The sequence below is a fragment of the Enterobacter cloacae complex sp. SYL001 genome, from assembly GCF_049237025.1.
Lineage (GTDB): Bacteria > Pseudomonadota > Gammaproteobacteria > Enterobacterales > Enterobacteriaceae > Enterobacter > Enterobacter intestinihominis.
The window spans coordinates 1-25563 of sequence record NZ_JBMKJI010000027.1 but is presented as its reverse complement, the minus strand read 5'-3'; the positions used below and the strand labels follow the sequence as shown (position 1 = coordinate 25563).

The 25563-nt window shown below is 46.0% G+C and carries 26 protein-coding genes; 11 read left to right on the top strand and 15 right to left on the bottom strand.

Translation table 11 applies throughout. From position 1 onward, the window contains the following. Nucleotides 1-13: 13 nt before the first annotated feature. Entirely contained in the window at nt 14-1360 is a 1347-nt protein-coding gene (locus ACOTZP_RS19705; protein ID WP_076611902.1) for an ISNCY-like element ISLad2 family transposase, read from the bottom strand. Between the two features lie 221 nt (nt 1361-1581). Here ACOTZP_RS19705 and ACOTZP_RS19700 point away from each other — a divergent pair, with 221 nt between their 5' ends. From ACOTZP_RS19700 to ACOTZP_RS19685, 4 genes are all read left to right on the top strand, one after another. Beyond that, nucleotides 1582-1899: a hypothetical protein gene (locus tag ACOTZP_RS19700; protein WP_000785965.1), complete on the top strand. Its 318-nt coding sequence runs from the start codon at nt 1582-1584 to the stop codon at nt 1897-1899. A gap of 22 nt (nt 1900-1921) precedes the next feature. Beyond that, nucleotides 1922-2227 (top strand): hypothetical protein, encoded by a 306-nt coding sequence (locus tag ACOTZP_RS19695; protein ID WP_001100610.1) that lies wholly within the window; start codon nt 1922-1924, stop codon nt 2225-2227. Between the two features lie 44 nt (nt 2228-2271). After that, nucleotides 2272-2943, top strand: a complete 672-nt coding sequence (locus ACOTZP_RS19690) for a S1 family peptidase (protein WP_000285959.1) — start codon at nt 2272-2274, stop codon at nt 2941-2943. Between the two features lie 457 nt (nt 2944-3400). Next, on the top strand, nt 3401-3808 hold the full coding sequence (locus tag ACOTZP_RS19685) for a hypothetical protein (RefSeq protein WP_001371904.1): 408 nt from the start codon (nt 3401-3403) through the stop codon (nt 3806-3808). A gap of 50 nt (nt 3809-3858) precedes the next feature. Here the strand turns inward: ACOTZP_RS19685 and ACOTZP_RS19680 are convergent, their stop codons facing one another. The 8 genes from ACOTZP_RS19680 to ACOTZP_RS19645 all read right to left on the bottom strand — a co-directional run bounded on the left by ACOTZP_RS19680 (nt 3859) and on the right by ACOTZP_RS19645 (nt 12082). After that, entirely contained in the window at nt 3859-4242 is a 384-nt protein-coding gene (locus ACOTZP_RS19680; protein WP_233144839.1) for a hypothetical protein, read from the bottom strand. Beyond that, nucleotides 4145-4360 (bottom strand): hypothetical protein, encoded by a 216-nt coding sequence (locus ACOTZP_RS19675; RefSeq protein WP_122966916.1) that lies wholly within the window; start codon nt 4358-4360, stop codon nt 4145-4147. Before ACOTZP_RS19675 ends, ACOTZP_RS19680 begins: the two co-directional genes overlap by 98 nt. After that, nucleotides 4342-5256, bottom strand: coding sequence for an IS5 family transposase (locus tag ACOTZP_RS19670; RefSeq protein ID WP_100185530.1), 915 nt, complete (start codon nt 5254-5256; stop codon nt 4342-4344). The genes ACOTZP_RS19675 and ACOTZP_RS19670 overlap by 19 nt, the downstream gene beginning before the upstream one ends. Before the next feature lie 496 nt (nt 5257-5752). Continuing rightward, nucleotides 5753-6244 (bottom strand): hypothetical protein, encoded by a 492-nt coding sequence (locus tag ACOTZP_RS19665; protein ID WP_000636790.1) that lies wholly within the window; start codon nt 6242-6244, stop codon nt 5753-5755. A gap of 84 nt (nt 6245-6328) precedes the next feature. Beyond that, nucleotides 6329-6844, bottom strand: coding sequence for a hypothetical protein (locus ACOTZP_RS19660; protein WP_000228894.1), 516 nt, complete (start codon nt 6842-6844; stop codon nt 6329-6331). A gap of 564 nt (nt 6845-7408) precedes the next feature. Then, on the bottom strand, nt 7409-10744 hold the full coding sequence (locus ACOTZP_RS19655; RefSeq protein WP_000502666.1) for a hypothetical protein: 3336 nt from the start codon (nt 10742-10744) through the stop codon (nt 7409-7411). Nucleotides 10745-10966: 222 nt separating this feature from the next. Beyond that, complete coding sequence (locus tag ACOTZP_RS19650) at nt 10967-11320, bottom strand: hypothetical protein (protein WP_000769182.1); 354 nt, start codon at nt 11318-11320, stop codon at nt 10967-10969. Between the two features lie 153 nt (nt 11321-11473). Further along, a complete protein-coding gene (locus ACOTZP_RS19645) occupies nt 11474-12082 on the bottom strand; it encodes a hypothetical protein (protein WP_000926374.1) in 609 nt (202 codons plus the stop codon). Between the two features lie 193 nt (nt 12083-12275). Between ACOTZP_RS19645 and umuD the strand changes: the two genes are divergently transcribed. Then, nucleotides 12276-12710 (top strand): translesion error-prone DNA polymerase V autoproteolytic subunit, encoded by a 435-nt coding sequence (umuD, locus tag ACOTZP_RS19640; RefSeq protein ID WP_000111290.1) that lies wholly within the window; start codon nt 12276-12278, stop codon nt 12708-12710. Beyond that, the gene (umuC, locus tag ACOTZP_RS19635) at nt 12700-13953 is read left to right on the top strand and encodes a translesion error-prone DNA polymerase V subunit UmuC (RefSeq protein WP_001371894.1); all 1254 of its coding nucleotides are present in this window, start codon (nt 12700-12702) and stop codon (nt 13951-13953) included. Before umuD ends, umuC begins: the two co-directional genes overlap by 11 nt. A gap of 45 nt (nt 13954-13998) precedes the next feature. Here the strand turns inward: umuC and ACOTZP_RS19630 are convergent, their stop codons facing one another. Further along, nucleotides 13999-14808, bottom strand: coding sequence for a DsbA family protein (locus tag ACOTZP_RS19630; protein WP_000031378.1), 810 nt, complete (start codon nt 14806-14808; stop codon nt 13999-14001). 370 nt (nt 14809-15178) lie between these two features. On the opposite strand from ACOTZP_RS19630, the gene ACOTZP_RS19625 reads away from it, so the two are divergent. Then, entirely contained in the window at nt 15179-15526 is a 348-nt protein-coding gene (locus tag ACOTZP_RS19625; protein WP_121343843.1) for a hypothetical protein, read from the top strand. A 59-nt stretch (nt 15527-15585) separates the two neighbouring features. Here the strand turns inward: ACOTZP_RS19625 and ACOTZP_RS19620 are convergent, their stop codons facing one another. The 3 genes from ACOTZP_RS19620 to ACOTZP_RS19610 all read right to left on the bottom strand — a co-directional run bounded on the left by ACOTZP_RS19620 (nt 15586) and on the right by ACOTZP_RS19610 (nt 17208). Continuing rightward, nucleotides 15586-15846 (bottom strand): hypothetical protein, encoded by a 261-nt coding sequence (locus tag ACOTZP_RS19620; RefSeq protein WP_001439466.1) that lies wholly within the window; start codon nt 15844-15846, stop codon nt 15586-15588. A 195-nt stretch (nt 15847-16041) separates the two neighbouring features. Further along, the gene (locus ACOTZP_RS19615) at nt 16042-16434 is read right to left on the bottom strand and encodes a hypothetical protein (protein ID WP_000843243.1); all 393 of its coding nucleotides are present in this window, start codon (nt 16432-16434) and stop codon (nt 16042-16044) included. 24 nt (nt 16435-16458) lie between these two features. Further along, nucleotides 16459-17208, bottom strand: a complete 750-nt coding sequence (locus tag ACOTZP_RS19610) for a thioredoxin fold domain-containing protein (protein WP_000720274.1) — start codon at nt 17206-17208, stop codon at nt 16459-16461. A gap of 147 nt (nt 17209-17355) precedes the next feature. On the opposite strand from ACOTZP_RS19610, the gene ACOTZP_RS19605 reads away from it, so the two are divergent. The 4 genes from ACOTZP_RS19605 (at nt 17356) to ACOTZP_RS19590 (ending at nt 20236) form a co-directional block, all read left to right on the top strand. Further along, complete coding sequence (locus ACOTZP_RS19605) at nt 17356-17895, top strand: lytic transglycosylase domain-containing protein (protein ID WP_000494968.1); 540 nt, start codon at nt 17356-17358, stop codon at nt 17893-17895. Between the two features lie 82 nt (nt 17896-17977). After that, a complete protein-coding gene (locus ACOTZP_RS19600) occupies nt 17978-18535 on the top strand; it encodes an HAD domain-containing protein (RefSeq protein WP_001371950.1) in 558 nt (185 codons plus the stop codon). Between the two features lie 123 nt (nt 18536-18658). Next, the gene (locus ACOTZP_RS19595) at nt 18659-19720 is read left to right on the top strand and encodes an HNH endonuclease signature motif containing protein (RefSeq protein ID WP_000902297.1); all 1062 of its coding nucleotides are present in this window, start codon (nt 18659-18661) and stop codon (nt 19718-19720) included. 9 nt (nt 19721-19729) lie between these two features. Then, on the top strand, nt 19730-20236 hold the full coding sequence (locus ACOTZP_RS19590; RefSeq protein WP_000654195.1) for a YrhA family protein: 507 nt from the start codon (nt 19730-19732) through the stop codon (nt 20234-20236). Nucleotides 20237-20358: 122 nt separating this feature from the next. Here the strand turns inward: ACOTZP_RS19590 and ACOTZP_RS19585 are convergent, their stop codons facing one another. Then, nucleotides 20359-24309, bottom strand: coding sequence for a conjugal transfer protein TraG N-terminal domain-containing protein (locus tag ACOTZP_RS19585; protein ID WP_000386160.1), 3951 nt, complete (start codon nt 24307-24309; stop codon nt 20359-20361). Nucleotides 24310-24317: 8 nt separating this feature from the next. After that, nucleotides 24318-25563: IncHI-type conjugal transfer protein TrhH (trhH, locus tag ACOTZP_RS19580; protein WP_421633770.1), on the bottom strand; the 1246-nt coding region annotated here is incomplete at its 5' end.

The following is a 25563-nucleotide window of genomic DNA, read 5'->3' as shown; positions in this document are numbered from 1 at the left end:
CTGATGGTCGATTCTATCGCTTTGAACTTGCCACAAACAAGCTCGGGTCTGCCAGAACGGGATTGATAGCCCGGAGCTGTTCCTGGATGCGCACCTGAGCCTTACGGCTGGGCGATTTTTTGCTTCGTTCCCGTTTGCCTTCGCTTTCCCGCTCATCCTGTTTTACCTGAGCCAGTCGGAGTACAGTCCCGAGACGTTTGTTATCAACAATCTGCCCCTGGTCGACACAGGCCAGCTTATCAAATGCCTGGCACTTAAGGCTCCGGTGCCCATAGAGGAAGGCGAGGGTGCCATCGGGATAATCCAGTACTTTAATTTTTTCACCGGCAAGACGGCTATTTTCTTCTGTGGTGTCCATGAGATAAAGGATCTTATCGTACTGGAAGGTCAGTGATTTCGACACGGTACGAACATCATGCCAGGCAAAGATGTCTCTTAATTCATCGGGGCTTTCCTGCACCGGACGATGCAAATCTTTGGGGAACTTAGCCGGTCGTGAAAACCGGCTGTTAAAGTCAGCGATGAAAGTGGCAAGCCAGGCATTTGCGGCCTCAATGCCGGTTATACCTTCCAGACGCATTTCTTTGATCAGCCGATCCTGAAGTGTCTGATTCGCACGTTCCACGCGGCCTTTAGCTTCAGAGCTGTTGGCACAAATAAGCTCGATTGCCAGGTCATAAAGCACACGTCCGAACTGGGTAACGGTGGTATTGCGTTTCTCCGGACCACTGACGCGAAATATTGCGTGTTTGTCACTGTACAGCGATACCGGCTTCCCATGCTGCTCGATGTATTCCCGGGTTGCCAGCATGTAGTCAAAGGCTGTTTCTGACTCGCTGAACCGCAAATGCATCAGACGCCCGGTGGCATCATCGATAAAGACCAGCAGGCAGCATTTTGGCGCACGGCCTTCAAACCAGTCATGGTGGGAGCCGTCGATCTGGATAAGTTCACCCAGACAATCACGCCGATGTCGGGGTTGATAAACCCGTGACTTACGGCGAGCATGCGGGACCCAGAGTCCGTCAGACGTCATCCAGTTGCGGACGGTCTCGATTGAAAGCCGGATATTATGGCGCTCTCTGAGTTTTTCTGCGGCCAGTGTGGGCCCAAAGTCACTGTAGTTTTCACGTATCAGCGTGAGTACTCGTAGTTTGAGAGATTCGGTCAACCGGCGGTTGCTGGGCTGGCCGCGTTTGCGGCTGACAAGTCCTTCAGCACCAGAAACTCGGTAACGATTGATAAGTCGTTGCGCCTGACGTTCTGAAATGCCAAGCTGTGATGCTGCATCACGACGGCGTAGACGCTTTTCACAAACTGCCTGTATCACCGGTAGGCGGTGGATCTCTTTATCTGACATGGTCACCAACATGCGTTGAGCCCCTTAGAATTGCATTCAGTTTAGCTTACTCTAAGGTGACGTTTCTATCTGGATAAAAAGTGACATTACTAAATGGTTCTAACAACTTAAGTGCGCATAATCAGGATTATGTAAGATCAGCGTTAAGTAGTCGATTTATTTGAAAGTGACGTCGTCTTTAAGTTAAAATCACCTATAATCAATACCTACTGGAGCAGCTCATGGCTGACACCTACCTCCCCCCGGGCTTTAAAAAATGCAAATCATGTCAGCAAGTTAAACCCTTTGAACAGTTTGGAAAAGAGCTCAAGGGCAAGTTTGGCCTCAAGAGTAAATGCCGAGCGTGTATTAGCGAGAAAAACAAAACGTACGCAGCAGGCCCAGGGGCCGAAGTAAAGACGCAAAATAATAGGACCTACCAGGCAGAAAACAAGACTGAGCTCGCGGAGAAAATGCGCGTTAAGCGTGCGAAAGAAAAATTTGGTGATCGCTATAATTCCTACCTCGCTTCTTTAGAGTCCATGAAAAAACTCAAATAATGTAATCGCCAACGGAGGAATAATGAATGTACATCTGAAATATGATACGATAAAGCACTATCACTTTGATTGGCTAACGCCTGCTGGCGACTATCCTAATTCAGCGGTTATGCTCGTAGGTTTCCGTGATGGGCGCTGGATTATTGTTCAAGAGTTCGGAAATGATTATAGCTGCTTCGAGGGCGTTCTGAAGAATGGTGATGATCTTAATACGGAGCCTAAATTCTATTCCGACTTAGAAAGCGTAGCGGTTGCTGCTTTTGGCATGATGAAGCAGATATATCCCCAGTACCAAGATAGCACGTTAGAAGAATTCCTCGCTGGATAAAATATTCTAGAAACCAAACTCGCCTTATTCGAAGGAAACTGACTATGTATAGAAAGGTTTTAGCTCTTTCAGCCTTACTGATTTCTGCTTGTTCCACCGATAATCCTCATAAACAAAGTATGCACCACAATGATTTTGAGCTTTCGGACTCAGCTGTAAAAATTCAAATCAAGTCTGGAAATAAGACAATCTCCGGCTCAGGTACTTGGATCGATGAACAACATATTCTTACAGCTTCACATTTATGGCTTGATGCAAGCAAGGATTATAGTCTAAGTATAATAACAAGGAATGGGAGCCAACCAGCAACAGTTATCAATATTGATGATCCTAAGAACCGGGACCTCGCTCTTTTAAAAGTAGAAAAAAATACTATTGTCAAAGCCCCACCTAATTGGAAGCTTCCAGTATGTGATAATGTTCTAGCTCCAGGTGAGTCTGTTTGGGTTCTATCGGGAATGTATAATACGCTTTCAAATACGTATGCTTCCCCCGACTCAACCTACTATTATAAAGGAATAGTTGGTTCTGATGGTTTGACTGCTTTTTATCAAAATGGAGTTAGTGGAAGCGCTGTGTTAAACCAATCTAAGAGTTGCTTATATGGTGTTGTGAGTCAACAAGACATTAAAAAGATCAATGTCTATCAGATATATATTACGAAGATTACTACAAATGAAATTATACGCGGATTCATAGGTTATAAAAATAATTAAATGAGCGTAATCTTACAACAGGCAATTCCGACGTTATCTGCGTTGGTCTACCTATCTGAACCTTTAAAAGGAACGTCTATCATGTATAAACTTTTACCCGCAATACTAGTCTTTCTTTCGGTGTTCCTTGGACTAATCGCTCTACTCAGTGCTATCAAAAATGGTTCTGATGAATTGGCGGTATTCCTCATTACACTTTCGGCGTGGTTCGCTGCTTTAAGTAAGTTTTATTCACTTAAACTGTATAAAAATAGTTAGCCTGTGAATCCAAATACAGTTGACAAGTATCCAGCACTGCCCCCGTGATTTATTCAGGTTAGAAGCATTCCCGGAGTGCAGGCTGGGATTAGAAAAGTTACTTTTCTTACGATGTACCAACCAATAGGGCACGACTTATCGTAATGCCTAATTACATATTACCTGTTTAAGTCGATCTAATAATTTCATTGGAGCAGACATGTCCCCGGAATTGGTATCAGGCATTGCACGAGTGGCGCATGAAAAGCTACTTTCAGTTTTGACGGAGTGCGGCACAAAGAAGACGAAAGGCACATGCCTTTTTGCAAGCTATCTTGTATGTTATTTAGCAAAAACTAAAGGTCTAGATGCTGTTGTTCGTGGGGGTAACGGTGCAGATGATGGCGGTATATTTACAGAGAGTGGTGGCTTTGGCCATTATTGGTGTGAATTGAACTTCGAAGAAGTGCAATATTATATTGACATCACTTCCGAGCAGTTTGGGTTTCATCCATACATAGTGAAACGCGTCAACGATATAACAGGATGGCCACGATATATTCCTGGTGATCAGGAAACGGTCGATAGTCATTTAGAACAATTATTACGCGACGGCTATACAGAATAGGCTGCGTATACACTATCGCAGCCTTTCAGGCTCTTAACCCTTGTGACCAGTTAACGGAACCACTCAGGATGACGCTGCCGATCAACGTTGATAACCTGCGAATTAAATTCAACGACATCCGCTGGAGTAAGCATTAATTCATCAGGATTTACAATAAATGGTCTTAAAACCACTTCGCCACCGTCTTCTTTTGCACCGTAGATATTAATAAGAAAGTGCAGTCGTTGATTTCCGTCAGCATTGCGTTGCCATTCTCTAAAAGTCAAAGTCTGTTTAATATAGTTTGTTAAAAGAAATGCGAATTCAGATTCTTCCGTTTGTGAGATACCGTTTTTGTTAGACATTTTTTTTAGTATCTTTCCGAGCATGGATACACAGGCATCTAGGGAAGGTGCGAATAAGCAGGTCATTTCTTCCCAAGCTGACTCGCTGATTAAAATTTCGCGGATCTGGGCCGATTTTTTTCCCGCAAACACATCGAATCAGCCTATTTAGGCTATTTTTTCCACCATTTCTGGCGTTATTTCCGGTTTTTACTGAGATCTCTCCCACTGACGTATCATTTGGTCCACCCGAAACAGGTTGGCCAGGGTGAATAACATCGCCAGTTGGTTATCGTTTTTCAGCAGCCCCTTGTATCTGGCTTTCACGAAGCCGAACTGCCGCTTGATGATGCGAAACGGGTGCTCCACCTTGGCACGGATGCTGGCTTTCATGTATTCGATGTTGATGGCCGTTTTGTTCTTGCGCGGATGCTGCTTCAAGGTTTTTACCTTGCCGGGACGCTCGGCGATCAGCCAGTCCACATCCACCTCGGCCAGCTCCTCGCGCTGTGGCGCTCCTTGGTAGCCGGCATCGGCTGAGACAAATTGCTCCTCTCCATGAAGCAGATTACCCAGCTGATTGAGGTCATGCTCGTTGGCCGCGGTGGTGACTAGGCTGTGGGTCAGGCCACTCTTGGCATCGACACCAATGTGGGCCTTCATGCCAAAGTGCCACTGATTGCCTTTCTTGGTCTGATGCATCTCCGGATCGCGTTGCTGCTCTTTGTTCTTGCTAGAGCTGGGTGCCTCAATGATGGTGGCATCCACCAAAGTGCCTTGGGTCATCATGACGCCTGCTTCGGCCAGCCAGCGATTGATGGTCTTGAACAATTGACGGGCCAGTTGATGCTGCTCGAGCAGGTGGCGGAAATTCATGATGGTGGTGCGATCCGGCAGGGCGCTATCCAGGGATAATCGGGCAAACAGGCGCATGGAGGCGATTTCGTACAGGGCATCTTCCATGGCACCGTCGCTCAGGTTGTACCAATGCTGCATGCAGTGAATACGCAGCATGGTCTCCAGCGGATAGGGCCGTCGGCCATTGCCCGCCTTGGGATAAAACGGCTCGATGACAGCGGTCATATTCTGCCATGGCAGAATCTGCTCCATGCGGGAGAGGAAAATCTCTTTTCGGGTCTGACGGCGCTTAGTGCTGAATTCACTATCGGCGAAGGTGAGTTAATGGCTCATGATGTCCCTCTGGGATGCGCTCCGGATGAATATGATGATCTCATATCAGGAACTTGTTCGCACCTTCCCTAGACTTAACGATGTTAAAATTTTGGTTGTATTAAAATCCTCCTGCGAAAGTGAAATCATCCATGTATTATCTTTATGATAGTCGGTGATATAAATAAAATGAGATGTAAAAGGCGTTGAGTGATTGAACTCTCCTAAGTTCCATCCATACTGTCTCACTGTATTTGAGCTAAGTTCTTTGTCGGTAATGTTCATAATTCATACCTTTCGATAAAGTCTGTAATGATAATTAGCTATCTCAAAGGCCCAGAACAACTCTTGAAATAACCTCACTCGAAGAATTTATCATATTGAACACCCCTACCTAATAACCTTGCCGACTTAATAAATCACAATAGCCCTCCCCTGTCATTTTAAAACGCTACTTGAATTTTTGATAGCTTATAGTTGTTTTACGTTCTTTGTGATACTCATATGTCATCTTCTCTTTCCAGTACCAATCTTGTAAATCCTGCAAGTCTAGCCCATTTTTCTCACGTATGCTTTCGTGTAATTCGCTAAGCGCGAGTTTATCATTAGGTTTATAAATGGCTAATTTTTCTTCAAATAAATCCAGCCAACGTTTCCCCATCTTTCGACGCAAAACAAACACCATCGTGATAATTGTACTGAAATGCACAGCAATTAGTTCCAACTTATGCGATTGCTGACCAGATAAAATTACTATTGTAACAACAGGGATGGCCGTATATAAAGCAATCAAAGCGACCATAAGTTGATATGGTTTTTCCCGTATTACCATGTCCATGGGTAAACCAGAGGACGCTACTGCTTGCCAAAATCTTAAATACCTTCCGATGGACTTAAACCTTTTCCCGTTTTTATGCATAAACCTGTTTTTATTTACTATCATGTTAGACCTCTATTTTTCTGTAATTCTAGAAGAATGTTACCTTAACCCTTAACAGGGATAACACCGCATGTATTATCTCCATAATCAAAGCGCAGGGCCGGTAATAAAAAGTACCATACCATCGATGTGTAGTTCGTTCAGTGCATCCCTGTCCGTGGATAGCTTTCTAATGTTGTCAGGAGTTGCATCAATCGGGTATAAATCTTGCGTCAGTTTGACGAGATTCTTCTCAGTGCAGGTAAGACCGCCTTCAGCGAGAGTGCGCAGGTAATCACTAAACACGACTTCTTTTTCATCAGAGGTAAGTCGCTCGAAGTACCCCATATGTTCGGACGTGAAATTCTCATCTGCAATACTTCTCACTACTGAGATGATATCCGACCTTATGACCAACTCCCGCACCGCAGCATAAAAAATCCTGCCGTAATGTCCTGACACGTTTTCCTTTGCGAGCCACCAGCGCTCATCCGTGGTAACGGGTACTGTGGTCGGGGATGCCAGTAGCAGAACGGGGCTTAAACCGGATCGCGATAACCCTTCAGCAAAAGCTTCTTCAGGAAGACTGCTAACAGGCTTGCCTTGATAACGTGCTTCTACCATCTATGCTTCTCCTTTCTGATGTAGGCATGACTGCCTTCTATTTAAGCAATCAGTAAACCGGATTGAGCTGAGCAACGTTATCCTTCTCCCATCATTGCTTGCCACTTTTACCATAAGCGCCAAACAATTAGCCCCATTATTCCGGTTGTAAACTGAACCTTAACACTAACCAGTATGAATCGGTCATCTGGGGCAAAGTGTCCACCGGGTTGAAGTAGCCAGGTTGTTAGCGGCGGATGGAAAGCCAGTACGAATCCGTAAACTATAAAAGCCAAGCTCAGTAAAAGAAGGAGCATGCGCCCAATACGTTTGAGTTGATAAGATAAACTCGCGCTAGTTTTTCGTGGGGGTACGATATGGTCTTTCAACACTGTCTCCTTGCCAGCAAATGCCGAAGCGCTGGCATAAAGATTAAACAATTTTTATGCCAGTTACTCCGGCGAGATGGGTGATAATCCTCGTTGCCATCATAAAGCCTTATCTCTTTCAAATTTGAGCGATAAGGGGTCTTTGAGCCTGTAATGGCTTTTTGTTTGATGTTTTGATGGCACCTGCCCCCGCGTTTTACCATGACCGAAGTACATAGCGGCTCACACCTTCTGCTGGCTGTTGCCACTCGCTATTCTCCGTTGACGGTCTGAGGCGCGTCGAGCCCCGGGAGATGTTTTTCATCGCCTGCTCAAGAGTGTCCATCCTGTAGGTTTTGATGTTCACCCCTTCTTCAGAAATAGGCCCCAGCAGTTCCGTAACCTCACGCTCACCCTGATAAATATCGACCCACTGTGTAATATTCACCTTATCACCATTCGCATCAATGCCACGTCGGTTAAAGTGGTCAATTTCAAACTCACACACGGTTACCGGTACCAGCCCCTCCGGGCGCGGATACCCGAGTATTTCATCAAAACCAGGTTCCCCTTCATCAGTGACCAGATCAGGCGTCAAATAGAGTTTTCCGTTACGGGAAAAATGCGCAACATGGCAGGACCACTGGTCATTTAACATCGTTGGCATGCTTGTGAACATTCCTGAATACCACCGTCTGGCATTATCAACTGATTTGGTGACGAGGATTTCATCTGGTACTTCCCCGTTGTCCATGGTGTAAAAACTGAGAGACAGAGCGGTATTTCTGCGTGAAAGTAGCTTTTCTTTATTGACCTCTTTATTTTCAAATTTGGACAGGTATTCCTCAAGGAACAGCGCCTGCAACTCGGGTGTCGGCGCTTTCTGATAAAACCAGTCGGCCAGGTCTTTAGTGCCAATATAGATGAGGCTGGCTTTACCTTTTTCGCTCTTGACCGCAACAGGAGCCATTAGGCTTACTTGCTGTACGTACTCACTGGTTTCATTGATACTTTCATAGGCCTCAATCCACTGGCCAAGCAGATTGGTGTAAATCACCGGATCGTTCAGCTTTAAAAACTGCTTAAGAGCCTGAGCGCCACGGGAGCATGTATCAAAATAACGCTGCTTCTCTTCGAAGCTTTTGAAAGCAGTCTTTTTGCCCGACCATGTGGCCACCAGCTGTTCATCTTCGAACAGGGTGTTTTCAGCTGGTAAGAAGTGTTTCATTTTCGCAAAACGTTGATGAGTGACGTTTAAGACATTTCGGGATGTAGCAAGTACCATTCGATGAACCCAGGCATGCCCTTCCATCCGGTTGTCGCATTCAAAATTTGCTGGTGCGGCATATGCAACAAGTTTCCCTGAAGCATTTACCGATAACCTGACCAGCTCATAGCCTTTGCTGCTAATAAAATTACGAACCCCGGGAAGATGTTTGAGCCCCACATCAGCGAGCATATAGAGCTGGTTCAGGAGCTCTTTGGAGCCCTTCTCTGTACTCATGGCAGCTTCCAGCGTCGCCCCCCTGTTATCAGCTCGCCAGGCTACAATGCATCGATCTATCAACTCTGATCTCAGATTAGGCTGGCCAATATTTCCATCGGCCAGAGCCTGGCTCAGCATCTGCCGGTAAGGTTCTTCTGCCTCACGCTCGGCACGAATATAATTTAAAGCCATCTTGAAGAAGCGAATGTAAAACAGGTGATTAGACCTGAATTTACGTCTGTGAATGTACCATTCGAGCTCCTCCGCTTTAATGGTATCCATGCACAGGAAACCCAGTTCAGCATCATTCCTGCTGGACTCCTTAAATAAAGACAAATTCACCTTACAATTGAAATCTCGATCCGTTGAGTATCTGTTTACTGTTGCGTTGACACAGATATCGTCTCCCTGACGGAATGCAATAACCGGCTCATAGTTTTTATGGGTTCTCCCAAGCCATTTATAGCCAGAGTAGCTGTTGTCTTCCTGAACTGCTCCTGGTGCTGTCACTGGGTTCATCAACGAATCCCAGTTGCACATTACCCGGGATCCGGACTGAAGGCATGAGTTTGCCTGTTCAAGATAACTTTGCAGAGACGGCCGTGTCTCAGCCATACCCAAAAGGCCAGAACCGTCTTTGTCGTGCAGAAATTGGAAGTACCGTTCCTGGAACTCAAGGCTCAGAAAACTGTAAGGGGTATTGGTATCATAGAAATCACCAAATAGTTTGAGCCGGTGATCGAGGCCGCAGATAAGGATCAGGAAACGACGGTAGTGAAGTGCCATAAGATCATGCTGCTTCAGTCGGTCGGTATAACTGACGTCCTCAAACTTTATGGTGCTGCCATCAATCCCCTGGAAATGTGCTTCCTGTTCGCTGGCGGAAGGGAATAGCTGCGAAGCCCCAAGATGGCTTTCTACCGAAGAGTAAACCTGATGAATATTTTGACCGTCCCGGACCAGAAGGAATACAACCCGGTTCCTGTCATTGCGGACATGATTTTCCCAGGGATCGCGGTAATCGATATAACGTCGTGTTGTGGCCATACATACGATGGAACGTTCGGACGGAAAAATCTGCTCCACCAGCCCGGGGCTGGTTCGTAAAGTTTCATGAAATTTTTCCATATCAGAGAAGTCGAACCAGCTATCGAGATCGCACCATACGGCCAGCTCTTCATCCACCATCAGCTTTGCCTGAACGACCTGGAGCGGGAGGTGTGATGGAGCGGATTCACCCTTCACGATATTCACTACCTCAACGTCTTTGCCGGTATACAGTTCCAGACTGCCAACGCCATCGTGGATTTTCTTCACATATTCCATGGCTTCTTCTGTAGTGGCCAGACTTGCCGCTGCAACTTCCTCGAAATAGGGCAGCATTCTTTTGCTGGCATTAGCGATTGCCTGCGTTCGTTGTGTGATGATTTTGCTGATGGCTGTGCTGATCTGCCCTTCTTTTAAGGCCGCTTCTCTGATTTGTTCAATGCGGGTATCTGAAATACCAGAGGACAGAGCATTTTGAACTGATCCAATCGCCAGTGAGGTTACCGCCTGCTGCTCTTGTGGGGGCACTAACGCAACGCTAAGGCCCGTCACAGGGTTTTCACGGTCATCTGTACCTAATTGCTCAATCGCAAGGTCACGGAGCCCCTGAGCATCGCTCACGAGGGCTGTAAGCGATGCCTGTAGGCTATTCACTTCTTCCTGAGCTTGTCTGAGTTCAGCATCCCGGATTACCTTATGGTCGGGTTCAAATACAAAACTGGACAGAAAATCCTTAACCAGGAAGCGATGCTCTCGCATTTCTTTGCCACGTTCCCTACGGTTGCCGCTGCTGTCTTCAGTGACAATAGCTACAGTCTGACCGTAAACGCGGGGATGGGCGCGTAGAATCACTGTGTGCAGCTTATCTTCAACGTAACGCAAAGACGTAATGAGCAGCGTATCCCCTGCCACAATACCCTCTTCAGGGATGCTGTCAGTGGACGTCCAGTACTGACCCGCCAGCAAAGAATGAAATCGCTCTAAACGGTCAATGTTATTTTTGCTGACCAGGTCACCCATATACCTTTCCTTCCAGATTCGTATGTTAGGTGAATCATACCAGATTGCACTTACCGTCTAATAACTCAAAAAACACCAACTTCGGCATTCACTAGAAATGAATCCGTCCACTATTATTCATTAATTAAATAGATTCTTAGATATGAATAGCGCATTGCTTTTAAAGCAGGTTTCGCAAAGGGTTAAAAAAGGCTTCTTAAGTGAAGCCTTTAATAATAAATGCTACTTATCTTCAGAGGGATACATTTCCCAGTATTTATTACGTACATTAACAAGGCAATGGTCTGCTGTTTCTGAAGCGCCTTTGTCGCGGTTTACAAAGGCTTCTGCAACTTCATCCAACTTATCCGGTACCGTATTTAATGGTAATGCCTGCTTCAGGTTGGTGGTTACCAGTTCCTTTGCTTTATCATGATTAAGTTCAGTTCGGATGCTTGCATCTTTACAAATATCATCAACCTTACCATCAAGAATAATGTTTGGGATAGGTTCGTTTTCAACTTTATGTGTAGTATTAGCAGAGGAGCCAAAAGCGACTGACATCATCGCACACAGCAGAATATTTTTTAATTTCATAGTTCACTCCATTATGACTATTGATATCTACTTATGAAGTATTAGTTATATCATGTTTGCCGTCAAAACATAGAACCCACTGTTTTGACTTTAAACATATCATGCTACAACGTTTTTTTGCACGTGACTTTAGTAGGCATGATTTATGAGGTTTCAGCAGGACGTCAGATTGTTGTCGATCCAGTATTGATGCAAGCCTACCGTCCATTTCTTCGATAAGGCCGAAAGTAAAAGCGCTAAACCACAGCAGTTACCAGGAGTAAAAATTCGTATGGGATCTGGAGAACCGACTTTAACACTCATAATGAACTCCAGAATGTTGCCATGGCATAGACTATTTCTAAGCCTGACGATATCTGCTTCAGGTTTTTTACCAGCGTCTATCTTTGCCAACATATTCTTCTCGGCTGGAAATGACAGTAATTCTATCGGCATCCCTTCCTGCTTAGCCTTTCGCATTAAAGCGTTACTCATTACTGACGTACCATCTAAGTCCACCAGTACAGGAACTGACTGCTGAACGTTAACAGTTGATTTCAACTTCAGCGTAACCCTGAGTGATGTTTCGATCCCATTCAGAAAGCTCGTACAGGCCGGTAACCATAGACCATGATGCAGCGCCTCGGTTGCTTGTTTAAAAAACCAGTCAATCACGGGGACAGTGCAATGCTCATAATAGTGATTTACCTCGCTGAACCTTGCCATATAAGCATCGTACTCAGCCTGGTCTTCAGGAGATAAAAAATTTGGTGGGAGGAGCATCAGAATCCTTTCATCCTAGCTTGTATACCTTCTTCGTAGGCCAGCTCGCCATTATCGGTAAAAGATGGTTTTTGATGTTTATGATAAAGCTTAATTTTTCGTCAGGCTTGATAGCGTTACCGGAGAGATTTGATCTTTTCTCTTCAACTCGCAATACTGTTTATACATACAGTACAAGAATTCGAGTGTAGCTATGTCTGTTATCCTTGAGCACATTAGCAACAAGCCTTACGAAATGGCACCTTTTTTCAGTGATTTACTAAGCTGTGGAGTGATGAGTCCGTGCGCCGGGCATGAAGATAATGAATTAAATTTGCATGAATATGTAGTCCGCAACCGCCCCTCAACCTTCTTTGTCAGGGCGGCGGGCCTCAGTATGATCAATGCCGGTATCAATGATGGAGCAATACTGGTTGTGGATCGGTCTTTAACAGCACGACACGGCTCTATCGTCGTTGCGCTGGTGGATGGAGAGTTTACGGTAAAGATCTTACACACGTATCCTGAGCTGCTTTTGATGCCTTCTAATCCAGCCTATAAGCCGATACGTGTAAATCCTGAATCCCTTGAGATATGGGGCGTCGTCACCTTTGCACTGAATCAGTTCAGCCATGTACATGCACGTTGATATTAACGGAGCCTATGCGGCATTTGAGTGTGCGATGGATCCCAAGCTGTCAAAAAAGCCGCTCATCATAGCCAGCAATAACGATTCGTCCGTCATTGCAATGAATAAACTGGCTAAAAGCGTTGGTATTAAGCGTGGGACCCCAATTTTTAAGTGCAGGGATTTGATTCAGCAACACCGGATCGAAGTCCGGAGCTCTAACTTTACTTTGTATGAAGACTACTCAAATCGCTTCCATGAAACGCTGGAAAGCTTCGCGCCTCAATCGAGTCGATATAGCATAGATGAAAATTTCATGTTATTGAAAAACATGAACAAGATAATAGATTATGAAGATTACGGCCGGTTGATCAGAAGTACACTTCTTCATAATCTGTCCCTTACCTGTGGTGTGGGTTGTTCAAGCACCAAAACCCTCGCTAAATTATGCACCTATGCGAGCAAACGATGGGCAGCTACAGGCGGGGTTGTAGTTTTGACTGATCAGGCCAGGATCAGGAAGCTCCTGAGCCTGATCAGTACCAGAGAAATATGGGGTATTGGTCGAAAGATTAGTGAACGCCTGTCGGCTTTCGGGATCATCACTGCCGGTGATTTTTATAATAGCGACGTTCGCTTTTTACGTAAAAGCTTTGGCGTTGAAATCGAGCGTACCTGGCGGGAACTGCATGGCGAACCATGTTTCCGGCTGCACGAGTCTCCTCCTGTCAGGCAACAGATTATCGTTTCCAGAAGTTTTGGTCAGCGCCTTAATGAGATAGGCAAGCTACATGAGGCAGTTTCATTTTTTACCGCCCGGGCGGCAGAGCAGCTGCGCAAGGATGGCTCGTGGACCCGTCAAATCACAGTCTTCATTCAGAGTAGCAATTATGCGCAAGGTGAAAACCGCTACAGCAATTGTGGTATCGAGCCGCTTACCGCTACACAGGACACCCGCGATCTGGTTGATGCAGCCATGACCATCCTGAACCGCATTTACAGACCCGGGATAGCGTATGCGAAAGCAGGGGTAATGCTCTCCGCTATGACTGACGGCACAGAGCAACTCAGCCTGTTTGATACTCGCCCGGCCAGGCCTGGCAGTCAGGCACTGATGAAAGTTATGGACCGGTTCAATAAAGAAAAGCGCGGAGCTCTGTTTTTACTGGGGGAAGGCATTCAACAGGATTTTCGTATGAAGCAGGCCATGCTATCACCGAGATATACGACCCGCTGGGATGAATTACTCGTTGTAAAAGCGTAGCGGCCATGACCGGCATGGCCGTACTCATCAAATGTGAAAGTAACTTTAGGCCCCGCGAGCTTTTTCGATTGCGCCCTGCAAAGTTGCTGCGTCCATAGCCCCGGGGATAAATGTGGTAGTCGCCGCATTCGGCTTTTTCATATTCATAATGATGAAACCGGGTGTGCCGGTGATCCCGAGCGCTTCGCCCAGCTGCATATTGCCGGAGATCACGTTTTCATACCGGTTTTTTTCCCTGTCAGAAAACGTGCTGTTAAACCCTGACTTTTCCACCACAGTATTAAAGTCAGTGAGTTCGAATTTGCGTTGAGAGGTCATGAAGGTATGAGCCACAGCCATCAGGTTGTTGTGGTACTTACGATAGGCTTCAGCACCGAAATTCTGATAGACGTGCAGACCCGTAGCGGCCCCCATGGCAGATACAGGTTTTGAACCGGCAAAAATCGGGAATTCTTTAAAGAAGAATTTTACATCTTTGCTCTGATTCATTACCGATTCAACAACAGGTGTAACCCGCATGCAGTAAATACACTGATAGTCGAAGAACTCGATTACCGCGACGTCGGCGTCATCAGGGCCGATGTTTGGCGTCTCCTTGGTATCCAGCAGAGCTGGCGCATATGGAATTATTCGTTCCACTGAGGCACTCACGTTCTGATTTTCCAGCGCCTTACCTGCTTCCACTAAATAATGGGGATTTTTTACCAGGTAAGTAGCGGCAATTTTGCCAATTTCTTCCTCACTGAGCACCTTCGGTTTAAAATAAGTTGCCGTGATTAACGCCGAGGCAGCGGTAGCAATAACCGCAGAAATTAAAATCGTGGCCATCGGTTTTAAATAAAATTCTTTAGACATAGCTACCTTTATGCTTTTCAGCCTGTTAGTTATTAACCTGCGATGGATTATACTGGCCCGGTAAATCGGAATTATTCGTGAAACAATGCTTTTTGGAGATTAAAGGATGATTAGGCAGGGCTTTATACTCACAACCGCAATGCTTTTGAGTGGATGCGGATATCATTTCGCAAACCAGGTAGATGCGTACGATCTAATGCCTCGTCCTGTTACAAATAAAAGGTTTCAGATAGTCCCTCCGGACGAAAGTATTCAGTCCAGAATGTTTTCAGGCCGTTTTGCTGATGGATTAGCAAAAAAAGGAGTCATTATTTCCACTCACCAGCCAGATTATGTGCTCAGGTTCCGAATCAGCAGCTCACAGGAGAACATGCAGTATAGCGAGCAGCTTCTTACTGGGGTGACAGGCTACGTTGTAGATAAAAAGACAACGAGAACTGACAAGCATGGCGAATTGCATACTGACTATGACTACAAGCCAGTCGATGGGGTAATAGGCACTGAGACGATGTCGCAGATGCACTATATGCGACAGCTGGATGTCGAGGTATACCCGTCAGCGAAAGGAGCAAAGCAGGTTCTGAAAGTGAGTATGCAAAGCAATGCACCTGTGCCGTCAGACAGCATTGCTTATTCAGCAATGATCGACGCCTTTACTGATAAATTTGATGCGCCGCTGCGTTCCGGAAATTATGTTGCAGTGATCCCCTGGAACTGAAAGCAGACGGCGGGAAGAGAATGTTCAAAAGTGACTTTTGGACACGCACATTAACGTGGCTATCGCCCTCCCCCATTAAAATCATAAAGTCGGTAAAGATCGCCCATCGTGATGGAATTGGGCTTATTAATGAACAGATACTGTAACTGTTCTTTATGTTGAGTACTGGCAGCTGCATTCATAAGCACTTCCAGGTAGAACTTGTAGCCTATGCTTCGCTCTGAATACATATACTGGAACTGCATCAGTAAAATGCCTGACATAACATACAACAGCAGCAGACTGAGTAATACAGTGCTATCAGGCTGTTCCAGTGCCATACTGACATACCCTGAACCCAGAATGCACAGAAGCCACCCCGTCATTAGAGCAGGCACCCTACGACTCAGACGTTTATAACAACGTTTTATTACGGGATCCCGGAGATACTTTTTGTCAGGTATCCCCGTTGCTCTGATGACGAAGCTACTGAGTATCGACATCTTTTTTCCTTCTGGACGCTCTCAGTCAATAAATCAGGCCAGGCGCTCATTGAAAGCTACCACGAGCTGCGAATCGGGATTTTTTACCAGTTCGGGCCGGATAACTTTTAGTTGCCTCGTTGGGGCGAGCTCATCTGTAGGCCTGATGGTGGTATTACCCGGCCCCTTGCGGGTACTGTCGGTGTTTACCTTGAGCTTTTTATTTCCCAGGTAGCTTTCCATCTTTTTAGAGATGGTGTCACCTGTGGTCGCAACACCAGAGAGTTCCTTTAGATGTTCACCTTTATCCATTTGTACCGATGACATCAGAAATCCGATTCCGGGATCGTTTTCCGTTCCACAGGCTCCGTACTGACATTGTGCAGCGAAAACGGGCTGTACACCTACAGCAACCAGCATTAACGTACTCAGTAAAGTAGATTTCATACACACCTCTTACAGTCGGAAAAGTTACTTTTGCGCAGCGCCCATTTGGGTCACCAGGTTTTCCGGGCTCAGCCACCCCGTAAATAACTGCGGTTTGCCGCTTAGTGTCACCATGGTAGGAGTACCTTGCAGCGGGATTGTTGAGGCCACCTGGAAATGCGATTTGATAATGTTTAAGCAAGCCTCATCAGGACGTCCTTCCGGGATAGTTGAAACCGGATTCATCGCTGCATCCAGAGCTTCGTTTGGCTTTGCTGAACACCAGATTTTGGCCATGTTCCCGGCTACTACCGAGTTCAGTCCTGCACGTGGGAATGCAAGAAACTTAATCGAAATACCGGCATCAAGATAAGACTTCAGATCATGATGCAGTTTTTGGCAGTATCCACAGGTTATATCGGTAAAGATAGCAAGCCGGTATTTTTCGTTTGGTGATTTGTAGTCGATGGATTTTGTTTTGGATGCGAATTCCCGGACGCCCATTAAAATGGCCTGCTCAGTGGTGTTTACCACATCTTTACCTTTCACGTGGAATAAGCTTCCGGTAAAAATGTAATCTCCGTCTTTGCTCACGTAACTTACCCCCTCCCTGGAAATCACCGTAAAAATATCTTTTACTGGCGAGGGTTCGACGTGCTCGATTGAAAGCCCAATGGCTTTGAGCTTATCCCGGGCTGCATCTGGCAGTACCATTGTATTAACCGGCTCGGCATTCATCGTGAAGGCGGTACTTAATGAAAGAAGTAATACCGATGCCTTAATAATTTTTTTCATTTCCGCTCCTTAAATCGAGCACTAATATTATCACGCCCCAAAATTCCAGAATTTTGCTTAAACGCTTAAATCAACGGGTAAAGCCGAAAGAAAGTCGATAGATATATGGGAGAATAGATAAAACGTAGATTCAGTGGAGAAATCGTTGTGTTTACACCACCAGCAGATGATGTGAAACCTATTCCCGTTCCTGATGAGATTTACACTCAGTGCATTACGGATGCCGCCCGCTACTTCGGAATTGATGCTGAACTGGTTTTTACGTTGTTTGACAATGAAGGCGGTAAGGTTGGTACTTTCAGCAGGAATACTAACGGCACTTATGATATTGGCCCAATGCAGATCAACTCATCCAATCTACCTGAAATAAAAAAGCATTTCCCGACGGTAACGTGGCGGGTTCTGGCTTACGATGCTTGCGCAAGTTTCTGGGTTGGAACATGGTGGCTCTATAGAAAAATTGTTGATCGCAAGGGCAATGTGTTTGAAGGGATTGCAGATTACAACAGCAAAACCCCAAAGGTACGTGCAAAGTACATATTTAACTTCATGGTAAAGTACAATCGCCGGATCCAGCAGCGTAACGGGATGGGTGAGCTTTATCAATGGACCCAGCAACCTCCTCGATACAATGGCCATATAGCTAAAAATGTCCCGGAGCAAAACCCGACTCCTGTTGTTAAATAAATACAACCCGATATTACAGAAGATCATCGAGTGGCTTGGGTAAACCACCACAAATATTTCACACTGACTCAGGAGTAATATATTGTCTTCTTCTGCAAGAAATTTATTTAAGATTCTCTCTTCTTTCTTGATCCAGAAAAACCCTCATCATGAAGAAGTATGTGTTCATGAAGAAACAACAGCTGGTTTATGGGCCCCTCTCCCTGATTCGCATGTCGTGCTTTTCTTAGATTTCGATGGGGTTTGCCACAGGTGTAAAAATGAAACCTTTGAGCGAATGCCACTGTTAGAGAAATTGCTGGATAACTGCCCTGCCATGGTGATTGTTATCTCCAGCTCATGGCGTGAGTGCGCTAATACAAGTTATCTGAAATCTCTGTTCCGGGTGCCTTATAGAGACAAAATCATAGGTGCAACCGGTTCGGTATATTTAAAACACGGACAGACTGGTGTGCGGGCTGCCGAGTGTGAGGACTTTGTCTTTTCACATCGAGTTAAAGCATTTATCTGCCTTGATGACGACGAATCATTATTTCCGGCCGGTTATCCGCATTTGCACAAAACCGATTATTACACGGGCCTCACCGAATCTGACCTTGCAGCTCTTAACGCAAGGTACCATCAGCTCATGGGACGCTGATGAACAAAGTAACTTTCCTTTTACCCTGTCACTGCTGATCTCGTACGCCCATCCACTTTAGGATTGATTGTTTTATACCATACGCAATAATGTCTCATATGAATTCGACAAGAAAGGGACATTATGCTGCATCACTGTCAGGCTAAGTCACTGGATGACATATACCTTGAGGATATTCCCCACATCATACATCCGGCCACGGCGGTACATGACCTCGAAGATACCGCCCTGCCAAACCGGATTATTCAGGAATGGAATTTACCGCAGGGATATACACAGTTTGTCAGCCGGTATCACCAGTTCCACCATCAACGCCCCTGGCTCGCTTACCGCGATACGCTTGACGACATCAGATACGGTAAGATCGTTCTGCTTAGAAAAGACATAACCGGCAATGCCGGGCCGGGGGTTATATCAAATGGCAACCTACGCAATGACCTGCCCCTGTCCCTCTTTACCCGTCTGCGCGATATCATCTCTCGTCAGTTGAAACGCCCGGGGTATTACGTTCGATCAACGACACCAGCACAGCACGCCCAATCAACAAAAACCATTAATTCCAAAGCGGCTGGTCGTCTTCTCGCAGCTGGCGGGCTTTATAATGGAAATGTGGAGGGATTTCGACATACGGCTGAACAACTTGGCGGCGAAGCTGTTGAAGGCTATGACCAGGTATTGAACGAAACAACTTCAGGTATGCTGGTTGCAGCGGCTTCACTTCTGGTTATCCGAAATCCAAGGTCTGCGGATGAATTGACAAGTTATCTCGGCAAGTACAAAAAAGCACACGTTTTGCTCGATGATATGAATGTTAGCGAATTGAACTACATGCGCCGAGACAGAGCTGAATATTTAGCTCTCCGTGGACAATTCAACAATACTGTACGCCCTAACTTCCTTAAATCACTTTCAGACCACCCAGATGCCCTGGCTACGTTTGAACCTAACGATTTGATGAAACTTGCAACAGGCAAGGTCCCCTCTGGGTGGCAGGTTCACCACAAGATCCCTCTTGATGATGGTGGCACAAACGCTATAGACAACCTGGTACTTATTCAGAATTCACCATACCATTCAGCACTGTCGAAAGCACAATCCATCATTACGAAGGATCTACCGTATAATTCAAGCACCAAAGTTCTATGGCCATCGCCGAACGGTGTTATCTACCCGGTAGGAAAGTAAGAGGCGCTCATGAAAGATTTAACTCAACTACTCAGCAGCTTAAAGAGGTTGATGGTTGCAGATCACTACCCTTTAGCCAGCCCGGTAGCCCCGGAAGTCTTGAAAGACTTAATCTGCAATCCGCCTCCAGTGGAGTGGGCAGATCACAAAAAGAGCGCCTATATAGATATACAGAAACTCATTAAAACCAGGCTTGATTATGCCCAAGTGTTTAATGCTATGGATGGTTTTGAGTACAACGGACTTACGTTTTATAACCTTGTTCAGGCAGAGAACGAAAATCTATTGTGGTCAAATATTTACATACGCAACTTTGAAGCACGAGACAATGAAATCTACGTTGACCCAAATCTCACTGATAAGGTGTTAATCGGAGAAGATGGCATGTCACTTTTCGCTTATAGTTTTGCAGACGACTGCTTTCAGATAAGAGACAAAGCATCTACTGATTATGTTATTGAATCTCATACAGAGTTTGATAGATTTTTGTCTTCACTGATTCAAACCGTCAGTTGAATGTTCCGCAAGAGCGGTACTTCTGAAAAAAAGGCCGCAAACACATACTTTGCGGCCTTAATTGTTTAGCAGTAATTTACAATCTATTGATAGTCATTTCAGGAGGTTATATTCAACCTCCCTTATTTTTTATTTTCATTAAGCCACTGATCCGCTTTATCGACACGTGACTGGTAAGGCTCATTTGTGTTGCTCAGCTCTGACTTCATGTACTGAATGAATTCATCTGCTTTCTGAGGCCCAAAGCGTGGGTCATCCGTCAATTGCTGCCGGATAGCCCTTTCAGAGTTCTGCGCTGCATTCGCATAAGTCGAAACGCCGTCGCTGCTAATACTCTGATACCGGTCACTTACAGCTGCGACGCCATCAGACATCTGCATGTGATTAAGGACTTTACCCTGGAGAGAATCAGGCATATTTGCAGGGTTAGAGGCATCATTTGCTATCGATGTCTGGGTTTGAAGGATGCCCGCTCCCGTAAGCATCTCATTTACCGGTTTCGCCCCAACGCTGGTTAGCGTATCCGAAACAAATTGCTGGCCCCCGAGTAGCGCACCAGAAATCGCGCCCCGCTCAGTGTTGGCCTCTATCTTTTCCCCAACCAAGCGATCTGTGACGGTCTGAGTGCGGTTACCAACGAGACCACCGCCCGACCCACCTTCTCCCAGGTTTGCCCGTACGACTGACTCAAGTGAACCATCAGCTCTGTTATGAGTGTTGAAACTGCTATGGATGCTCTTAACGTCATTCATACTCCAGTTAACGTTATAGTTACCCAGTTCATTAAGGATCTTCTGGGTATCCGCTTTGAGCTGCTCTCTTTCGGCACCGGTAGCCATGGTGCTGGCACCATAGGTAAAGACAGCTTGCTGTGCCAATTCAGCTCGCTTATCGTCCCGGCTTAAGTTCGGGTTGTTGGCAACACGACTAAAGTAGTTATCAGTGTTATTAGATAAGCCACGAACTTGCCCGCTCTGATACATACTGTTCAAAGCAGTGGCTCGTTGATCCATTCCATCACCAACCACCCGACCTCCAACCTTTTCCAGATCGTTAAATGTGCCTTCTGCATTTCTGACATCCTGACCCGAATTGACGACTTTCTCTACACCCTGATTATTCAGTACAGGTCCATTCTTTTCGAGAGAATTAAGCACATTCCTTTCTTCATCAGAATAAGTGCGGCCCACGTTGTTGTTATGTATTCCCTGAATATCGCCTTTGCCCGCGTTATCAAGGTTATACGGAGTAAAGCCAGCTTCACTTTTTCCAGGGACATGCTGTGTCGCGTCCTGAGCGTTGGAGGAAAGACCGAGTTTAGCCTGCGAATCTACACTTCCACCCAGTTCCCCTACGCGTGACGCACTCATCACGCCAGACGTATTTACGCTGTCAGGAGTTCTATCCTGTGCCTGAGTGATAGTATTAATTCCTGACCCGTCACCTGAAATTCTGTCGAGCTGATTGGTGATAGGTAGCAGCTGCTGTGCATTACCACCGAAGTCGGAAACCAGACTTTTAAGCAGGCTGGAGGTTTCACGGAGATCCTGTTTATTACTTTCGGCCGTCTCTCCCCGGGCGGTATCAATCGCAATTTTTTGCTCACTGAAATCTCGGGTTGCAGCCACAAGCGCGTCAGTACGTTGAAGCTGCGATCCAAGCTGATTACTGGCCTTGAAGGTATCGTTATAGGAGTTGAATTTCTCCATAAACGCATTCTCATCCAGCCCATTCTTACGAGCAAAATTCCTTACATCATCATCACTGAAGTTTTTGTTGCGAATAGAATCGGAGAACCTGTCCAGGTTAATGCTTTGTTTAGAATCAAGGCTCATTCCACTATTGGAGCTTGCGTTAGTCGAAACCGATGTAGAAATATTTTGCGCCATCGTCTGTGTCGCCTGGTTCATTTTCGACGATGCTTCTTTAAACGCATTAGTATTGGATATCTGATCGCTGCTTACCTGAGACGCCGCTTTACTGAACTGGTCAGTTAACGCAGAATCCTGGCTAAGCTGATTCGTGATTGCTTTTGAAAGGTCATTTGAAAGCGAGTCACTGCCTGTATTGGTCTTAGATGCACCGCTACTCAATTGCCCTGCTACAGCCGCTTTCAGCCCGGCTCCATTGCCAGTTCCAACACCTCCATTAAGCCCAGCGTTGAGAATAACATTTGAAGCAATGCTGGCCATCTGAGACGCACTCACCCCATGTTTCGTTGCAATACCTTCTGCTACAGAGGCACCAATCTTATCCGAGATCTGCTTCATTGTTTGCAGGTTGGTTGAGAACTGCTGGCTCGACTGTCCTGACCTTCCAATTTCGCTCATCTGACTGTAACCAGCCTGGAATGAATTACTTGCCGCACTCATAACTGATGAGGTTACAGCTGATCCTTGTCCCTGGCTGTTAGCGATACTTGAACCAGCATTCCACATTCCAAGACGGAAATTACTTGAATCAACTGCGCCGCCATCGCTGTATCCCTGACCGGTACTGGTTAAGGCGGTTCGTGTCACGTCACCAAATGAAGATTTACCGCTGTTAGGGCCATCCCATACTTTGGGCGTTACATGACCAGTATCCACCGGCGCATCGGGGGTCACTCCCTTAACCGCATTCATCATCGGGTGAATCGACTGTGTCATCAGGAATAATGTGAGTACCGGAATCAGAGCATAGAGGGCGGAAGCAACAGACAGGTATGAACTGTATGTTTCCGCAAGCCCTGGGAGTCCCATCCACGTGACGGCATTATTCTGGCTGTTGAGGGTGCTCCAGGTATCCAAGTCGGCCGTCGCGACTTTCTTCACATACGCGTTGACCATTACTGCCGTAAGCGGCCACATATTCACGAAGAGGATAAGTTGCAAATATTTCGCCGCAGCGGCAACACCATTACCACCTAACGCCAGCAGCATAAGCAAAGCAAATGGAGCAACCATATAAGCAAACATTTCAAGGAATGCGATTGCTGCTCCCGACAGTTGTAACCACAACTGGCCCTGTGAAGCCATTGTGTTGGTTCGCTTCAGAGAAGCCTCAAACAACTGCATATCGGAAGCCAGACCGAGTGGGGTCTTATATTTGCTTGCGCCATTTCTGAGCTCATTCATAATGAACAGGTTCAGGGTGGCGTCATACGAACCAATAGCCTTACCGTACATACCATTTGCTGACGCCATAACATCAGTAAAGCTTGCGCCGGTAGGTGCACCATTTGCTTCGTCTGGAGTAAGGATGCCGTTTGTCTGTCCTATAAGGGAAATAGTCTGGCGAGCTTCAGCTGTACTGGTAACCTGTTTCACAGTTGACCAGACCTCATCACACGTACCAGATTTTGAACCGTTAGCGCCAACAATACTGGCAGAGGCATTCTTCAGTGCGCCTTTCATCGCCTGATTAATCCGGTCCATGCTATCTGCCAGATTAGCTGAGAAAATATCGTTAAAAATAGTTTCTTTACCGGCAATATTTGCGCTTGAGTTTTGGGTAGCCTTCAGGCAGTTGTATGCAAGAGACTGAACGGTAGCACATACGTTCATTGGCCCTAGCCCGCTGGCCGGTTCAGGAAATGCGGAACAGTAGCCCTGGCTATCGCCGCCCCATTGCAAAAACTTCACGAATCGGATCATCGGACCGAGGGTGATGTCATCGTCCAGAGTTGTTGCAGACAGGTCCACCGGAGAAAGCGGATCAAACGCTGTTTTATAATCCTTCAGCAAACCCTGGCTTAAGTTAGTGGTGACGGTTGCCATCGCAGCAATAAAAATTGGAATTCCGTCGACGTTTCTGACCTCTCCCGACTTTACAGATTCAATAGTTACATCCACTCGAACCATTGCCATCATGAAAAGGATCAACCCCAAAAACCAGGAGAAAAACGGTAATTCATTTTTGGTCGGAGCCTGAAGCCATAGCCACGTTTTATAGAATAGGCTCACACCTGCTACAACGGCGGCCGTGGTCAGGAACTCTTTTACACCAGTATATTGAGAAAAGATCAGGGCAATACCGGTAAAAGCCGACCAGACAAAATCAATATCACCCAGGGTATATATGTTGTAATCCATGTCAGACCTCAGTTACGTGTGCCACGAATACTTTCAGTGAAAGCCTTCCGTTGCAGGCGACGGTTATCCCAGGTTGAAATGACGTCCGAGCTGGTACCGACCTGGCTGTGCGATAGCTCATAGGCGGCTTTAACCTGTTTTGAGAGATTGTCTGTTAATCGGTTGAGATCATCCCTTTTACCCGACAGCGACTCACTCGGTATGCTCATGGTTGAAATTTTGGCCTCAACCTGGCGCAACATGTTGATTACGAGGCTCGTCGCAGCAATAGTGCTGATGTCCTGAATGTATGCGTACCCTTCCGGTGCTTCGAATGTTTGCAAAGAGTCGATAATGGTCGGGATGCCGATATAGGAGATAATGCGTAATTCATCATCTGAAACACGAACGTCGTTGATGATTTTTTTCTGTACGTTTAAAAGAAGATCAGAAATGGTATCCTTCAATCCCTTAAAACCACCGTCATTAACTTCTGACATGACAAGGCACTGAGCCTTTCGTGGGGATGATGGATCTGGTGCCGGAGAACACTTGAGCATTTTAATTGATCCGCCAGCTGGTGGCCCCATGATGTAATCCGTGACAGTCATGGTAGACGGGCGGACTTCCATTCCCGCTTTTTCGCCTTTGCTATCCCAGTTGATAATGACAGTACCTACGAGAGACATAAGTTGTTCTGCCAGTTTATAACCGGATAACTCCGTTACCCCTCCGATGTTCATCGTTCCCTTATCAATATCCATGAACGACATATAGAAGAGGTTACCACTGAATTTTTCAGCGAACTCTTCGGGATCCTTTGCTTTAACCTGAGAAGTGACAGCTTCAGGTGACTTTGTCATCGATGAGCCAAAATCAGGAATAAGACCATTAATCGATCCCAGAATTGAGGCTGGTCCAGAGCTAACTGAGTTAGCGAACTGGCTTGGCGTACCCACGTTTTCAGAAAGGAAAGAGTAAGTTGCATTGCATGAATCTTTCGCAAATTTATTTAGCGCTTGCAGTTTGTTTTGGATGTCATTAATCGTTGCAGCACAGTCAGCACAAATAGCTGAAACAGCAACGTTAAAAGCATAGATAGCCGCACCCTGGGCAATACCACGGGCCACCTGCACAAGCTGGTCCCCGTTGATCATGCTGAAGGACCCAAGAAAAACGTCAATACCGTTACAACCGACAGAAGCTTTTGGAAACGACATGGAAACAAGGTTGGTATTAACGTTTGTTGTTCGGTAAGACATTGACCCGCCAACT

What these genes read in the sequence shown, in the direction of transcription:
- ACOTZP_RS19685 (WP_001371904.1), top strand. Translation starts at nt 3,401, where the DNA reads ATGTCCCCGGAATTGGTATCAGGCATTGCACGAGTGGCGCATGAAAAG.
- umuD (WP_000111290.1), top strand. Translation starts at nt 12,276, where the DNA reads ATGTCTGTTATCCTTGAGCACATTAGCAACAAGCCTTACGAAATGGCA.
- ACOTZP_RS19615 (WP_000843243.1), bottom strand. Translation starts at nt 16,434, where the DNA reads ATGAAATCTACTTTACTGAGTACGTTAATGCTGGTTGCTGTAGGTGTA.
- ACOTZP_RS19590 (WP_000654195.1), top strand. Translation starts at nt 19,730, where the DNA reads ATGAAAGATTTAACTCAACTACTCAGCAGCTTAAAGAGGTTGATGGTT.
- ACOTZP_RS19650 (WP_000769182.1), bottom strand. Translation starts at nt 11,320, where the DNA reads ATGAAATTAAAAAATATTCTGCTGTGTGCGATGATGTCAGTCGCTTTT.
- umuC (WP_001371894.1), top strand. Translation starts at nt 12,700, where the DNA reads ATGCACGTTGATATTAACGGAGCCTATGCGGCATTTGAGTGTGCGATG.
- ACOTZP_RS19660 (WP_000228894.1), bottom strand. Translation starts at nt 6,844, where the DNA reads ATGGTAGAAGCACGTTATCAAGGCAAGCCTGTTAGCAGTCTTCCTGAA.
- ACOTZP_RS19620 (WP_001439466.1), bottom strand. Translation starts at nt 15,846, where the DNA reads ATGGCACTGGAACAGCCTGATAGCACTGTATTACTCAGTCTGCTGCTG.
- ACOTZP_RS19655 (WP_000502666.1), bottom strand. Translation starts at nt 10,744, where the DNA reads ATGGGTGACCTGGTCAGCAAAAATAACATTGACCGTTTAGAGCGATTT.
- ACOTZP_RS19585 (WP_000386160.1), bottom strand. Translation starts at nt 24,309, where the DNA reads ATGGATTACAACATATATACCCTGGGTGATATTGATTTTGTCTGGTCG.
- ACOTZP_RS19665 (WP_000636790.1), bottom strand. Translation starts at nt 6,244, where the DNA reads ATGATAGTAAATAAAAACAGGTTTATGCATAAAAACGGGAAAAGGTTT.
- ACOTZP_RS19630 (WP_000031378.1), bottom strand. Translation starts at nt 14,808, where the DNA reads ATGTCTAAAGAATTTTATTTAAAACCGATGGCCACGATTTTAATTTCT.
- ACOTZP_RS19705 (WP_076611902.1), bottom strand. Translation starts at nt 1,360, where the DNA reads ATGTCAGATAAAGAGATCCACCGCCTACCGGTGATACAGGCAGTTTGT.
- ACOTZP_RS19690 (WP_000285959.1), top strand. Translation starts at nt 2,272, where the DNA reads ATGTATAGAAAGGTTTTAGCTCTTTCAGCCTTACTGATTTCTGCTTGT.
- ACOTZP_RS19645 (WP_000926374.1), bottom strand. Translation starts at nt 12,082, where the DNA reads ATGCTCCTCCCACCAAATTTTTTATCTCCTGAAGACCAGGCTGAGTAC.
- ACOTZP_RS19700 (WP_000785965.1), top strand. Translation starts at nt 1,582, where the DNA reads ATGGCTGACACCTACCTCCCCCCGGGCTTTAAAAAATGCAAATCATGT.
- ACOTZP_RS19595 (WP_000902297.1), top strand. Translation starts at nt 18,659, where the DNA reads ATGCTGCATCACTGTCAGGCTAAGTCACTGGATGACATATACCTTGAG.
- ACOTZP_RS19625 (WP_121343843.1), top strand. Translation starts at nt 15,179, where the DNA reads ATGCAGTATAGCGAGCAGCTTCTTACTGGGGTGACAGGCTACGTTGTA.
- ACOTZP_RS19695 (WP_001100610.1), top strand. Translation starts at nt 1,922, where the DNA reads ATGAATGTACATCTGAAATATGATACGATAAAGCACTATCACTTTGAT.
- ACOTZP_RS19610 (WP_000720274.1), bottom strand. Translation starts at nt 17,208, where the DNA reads ATGAAAAAAATTATTAAGGCATCGGTATTACTTCTTTCATTAAGTACC.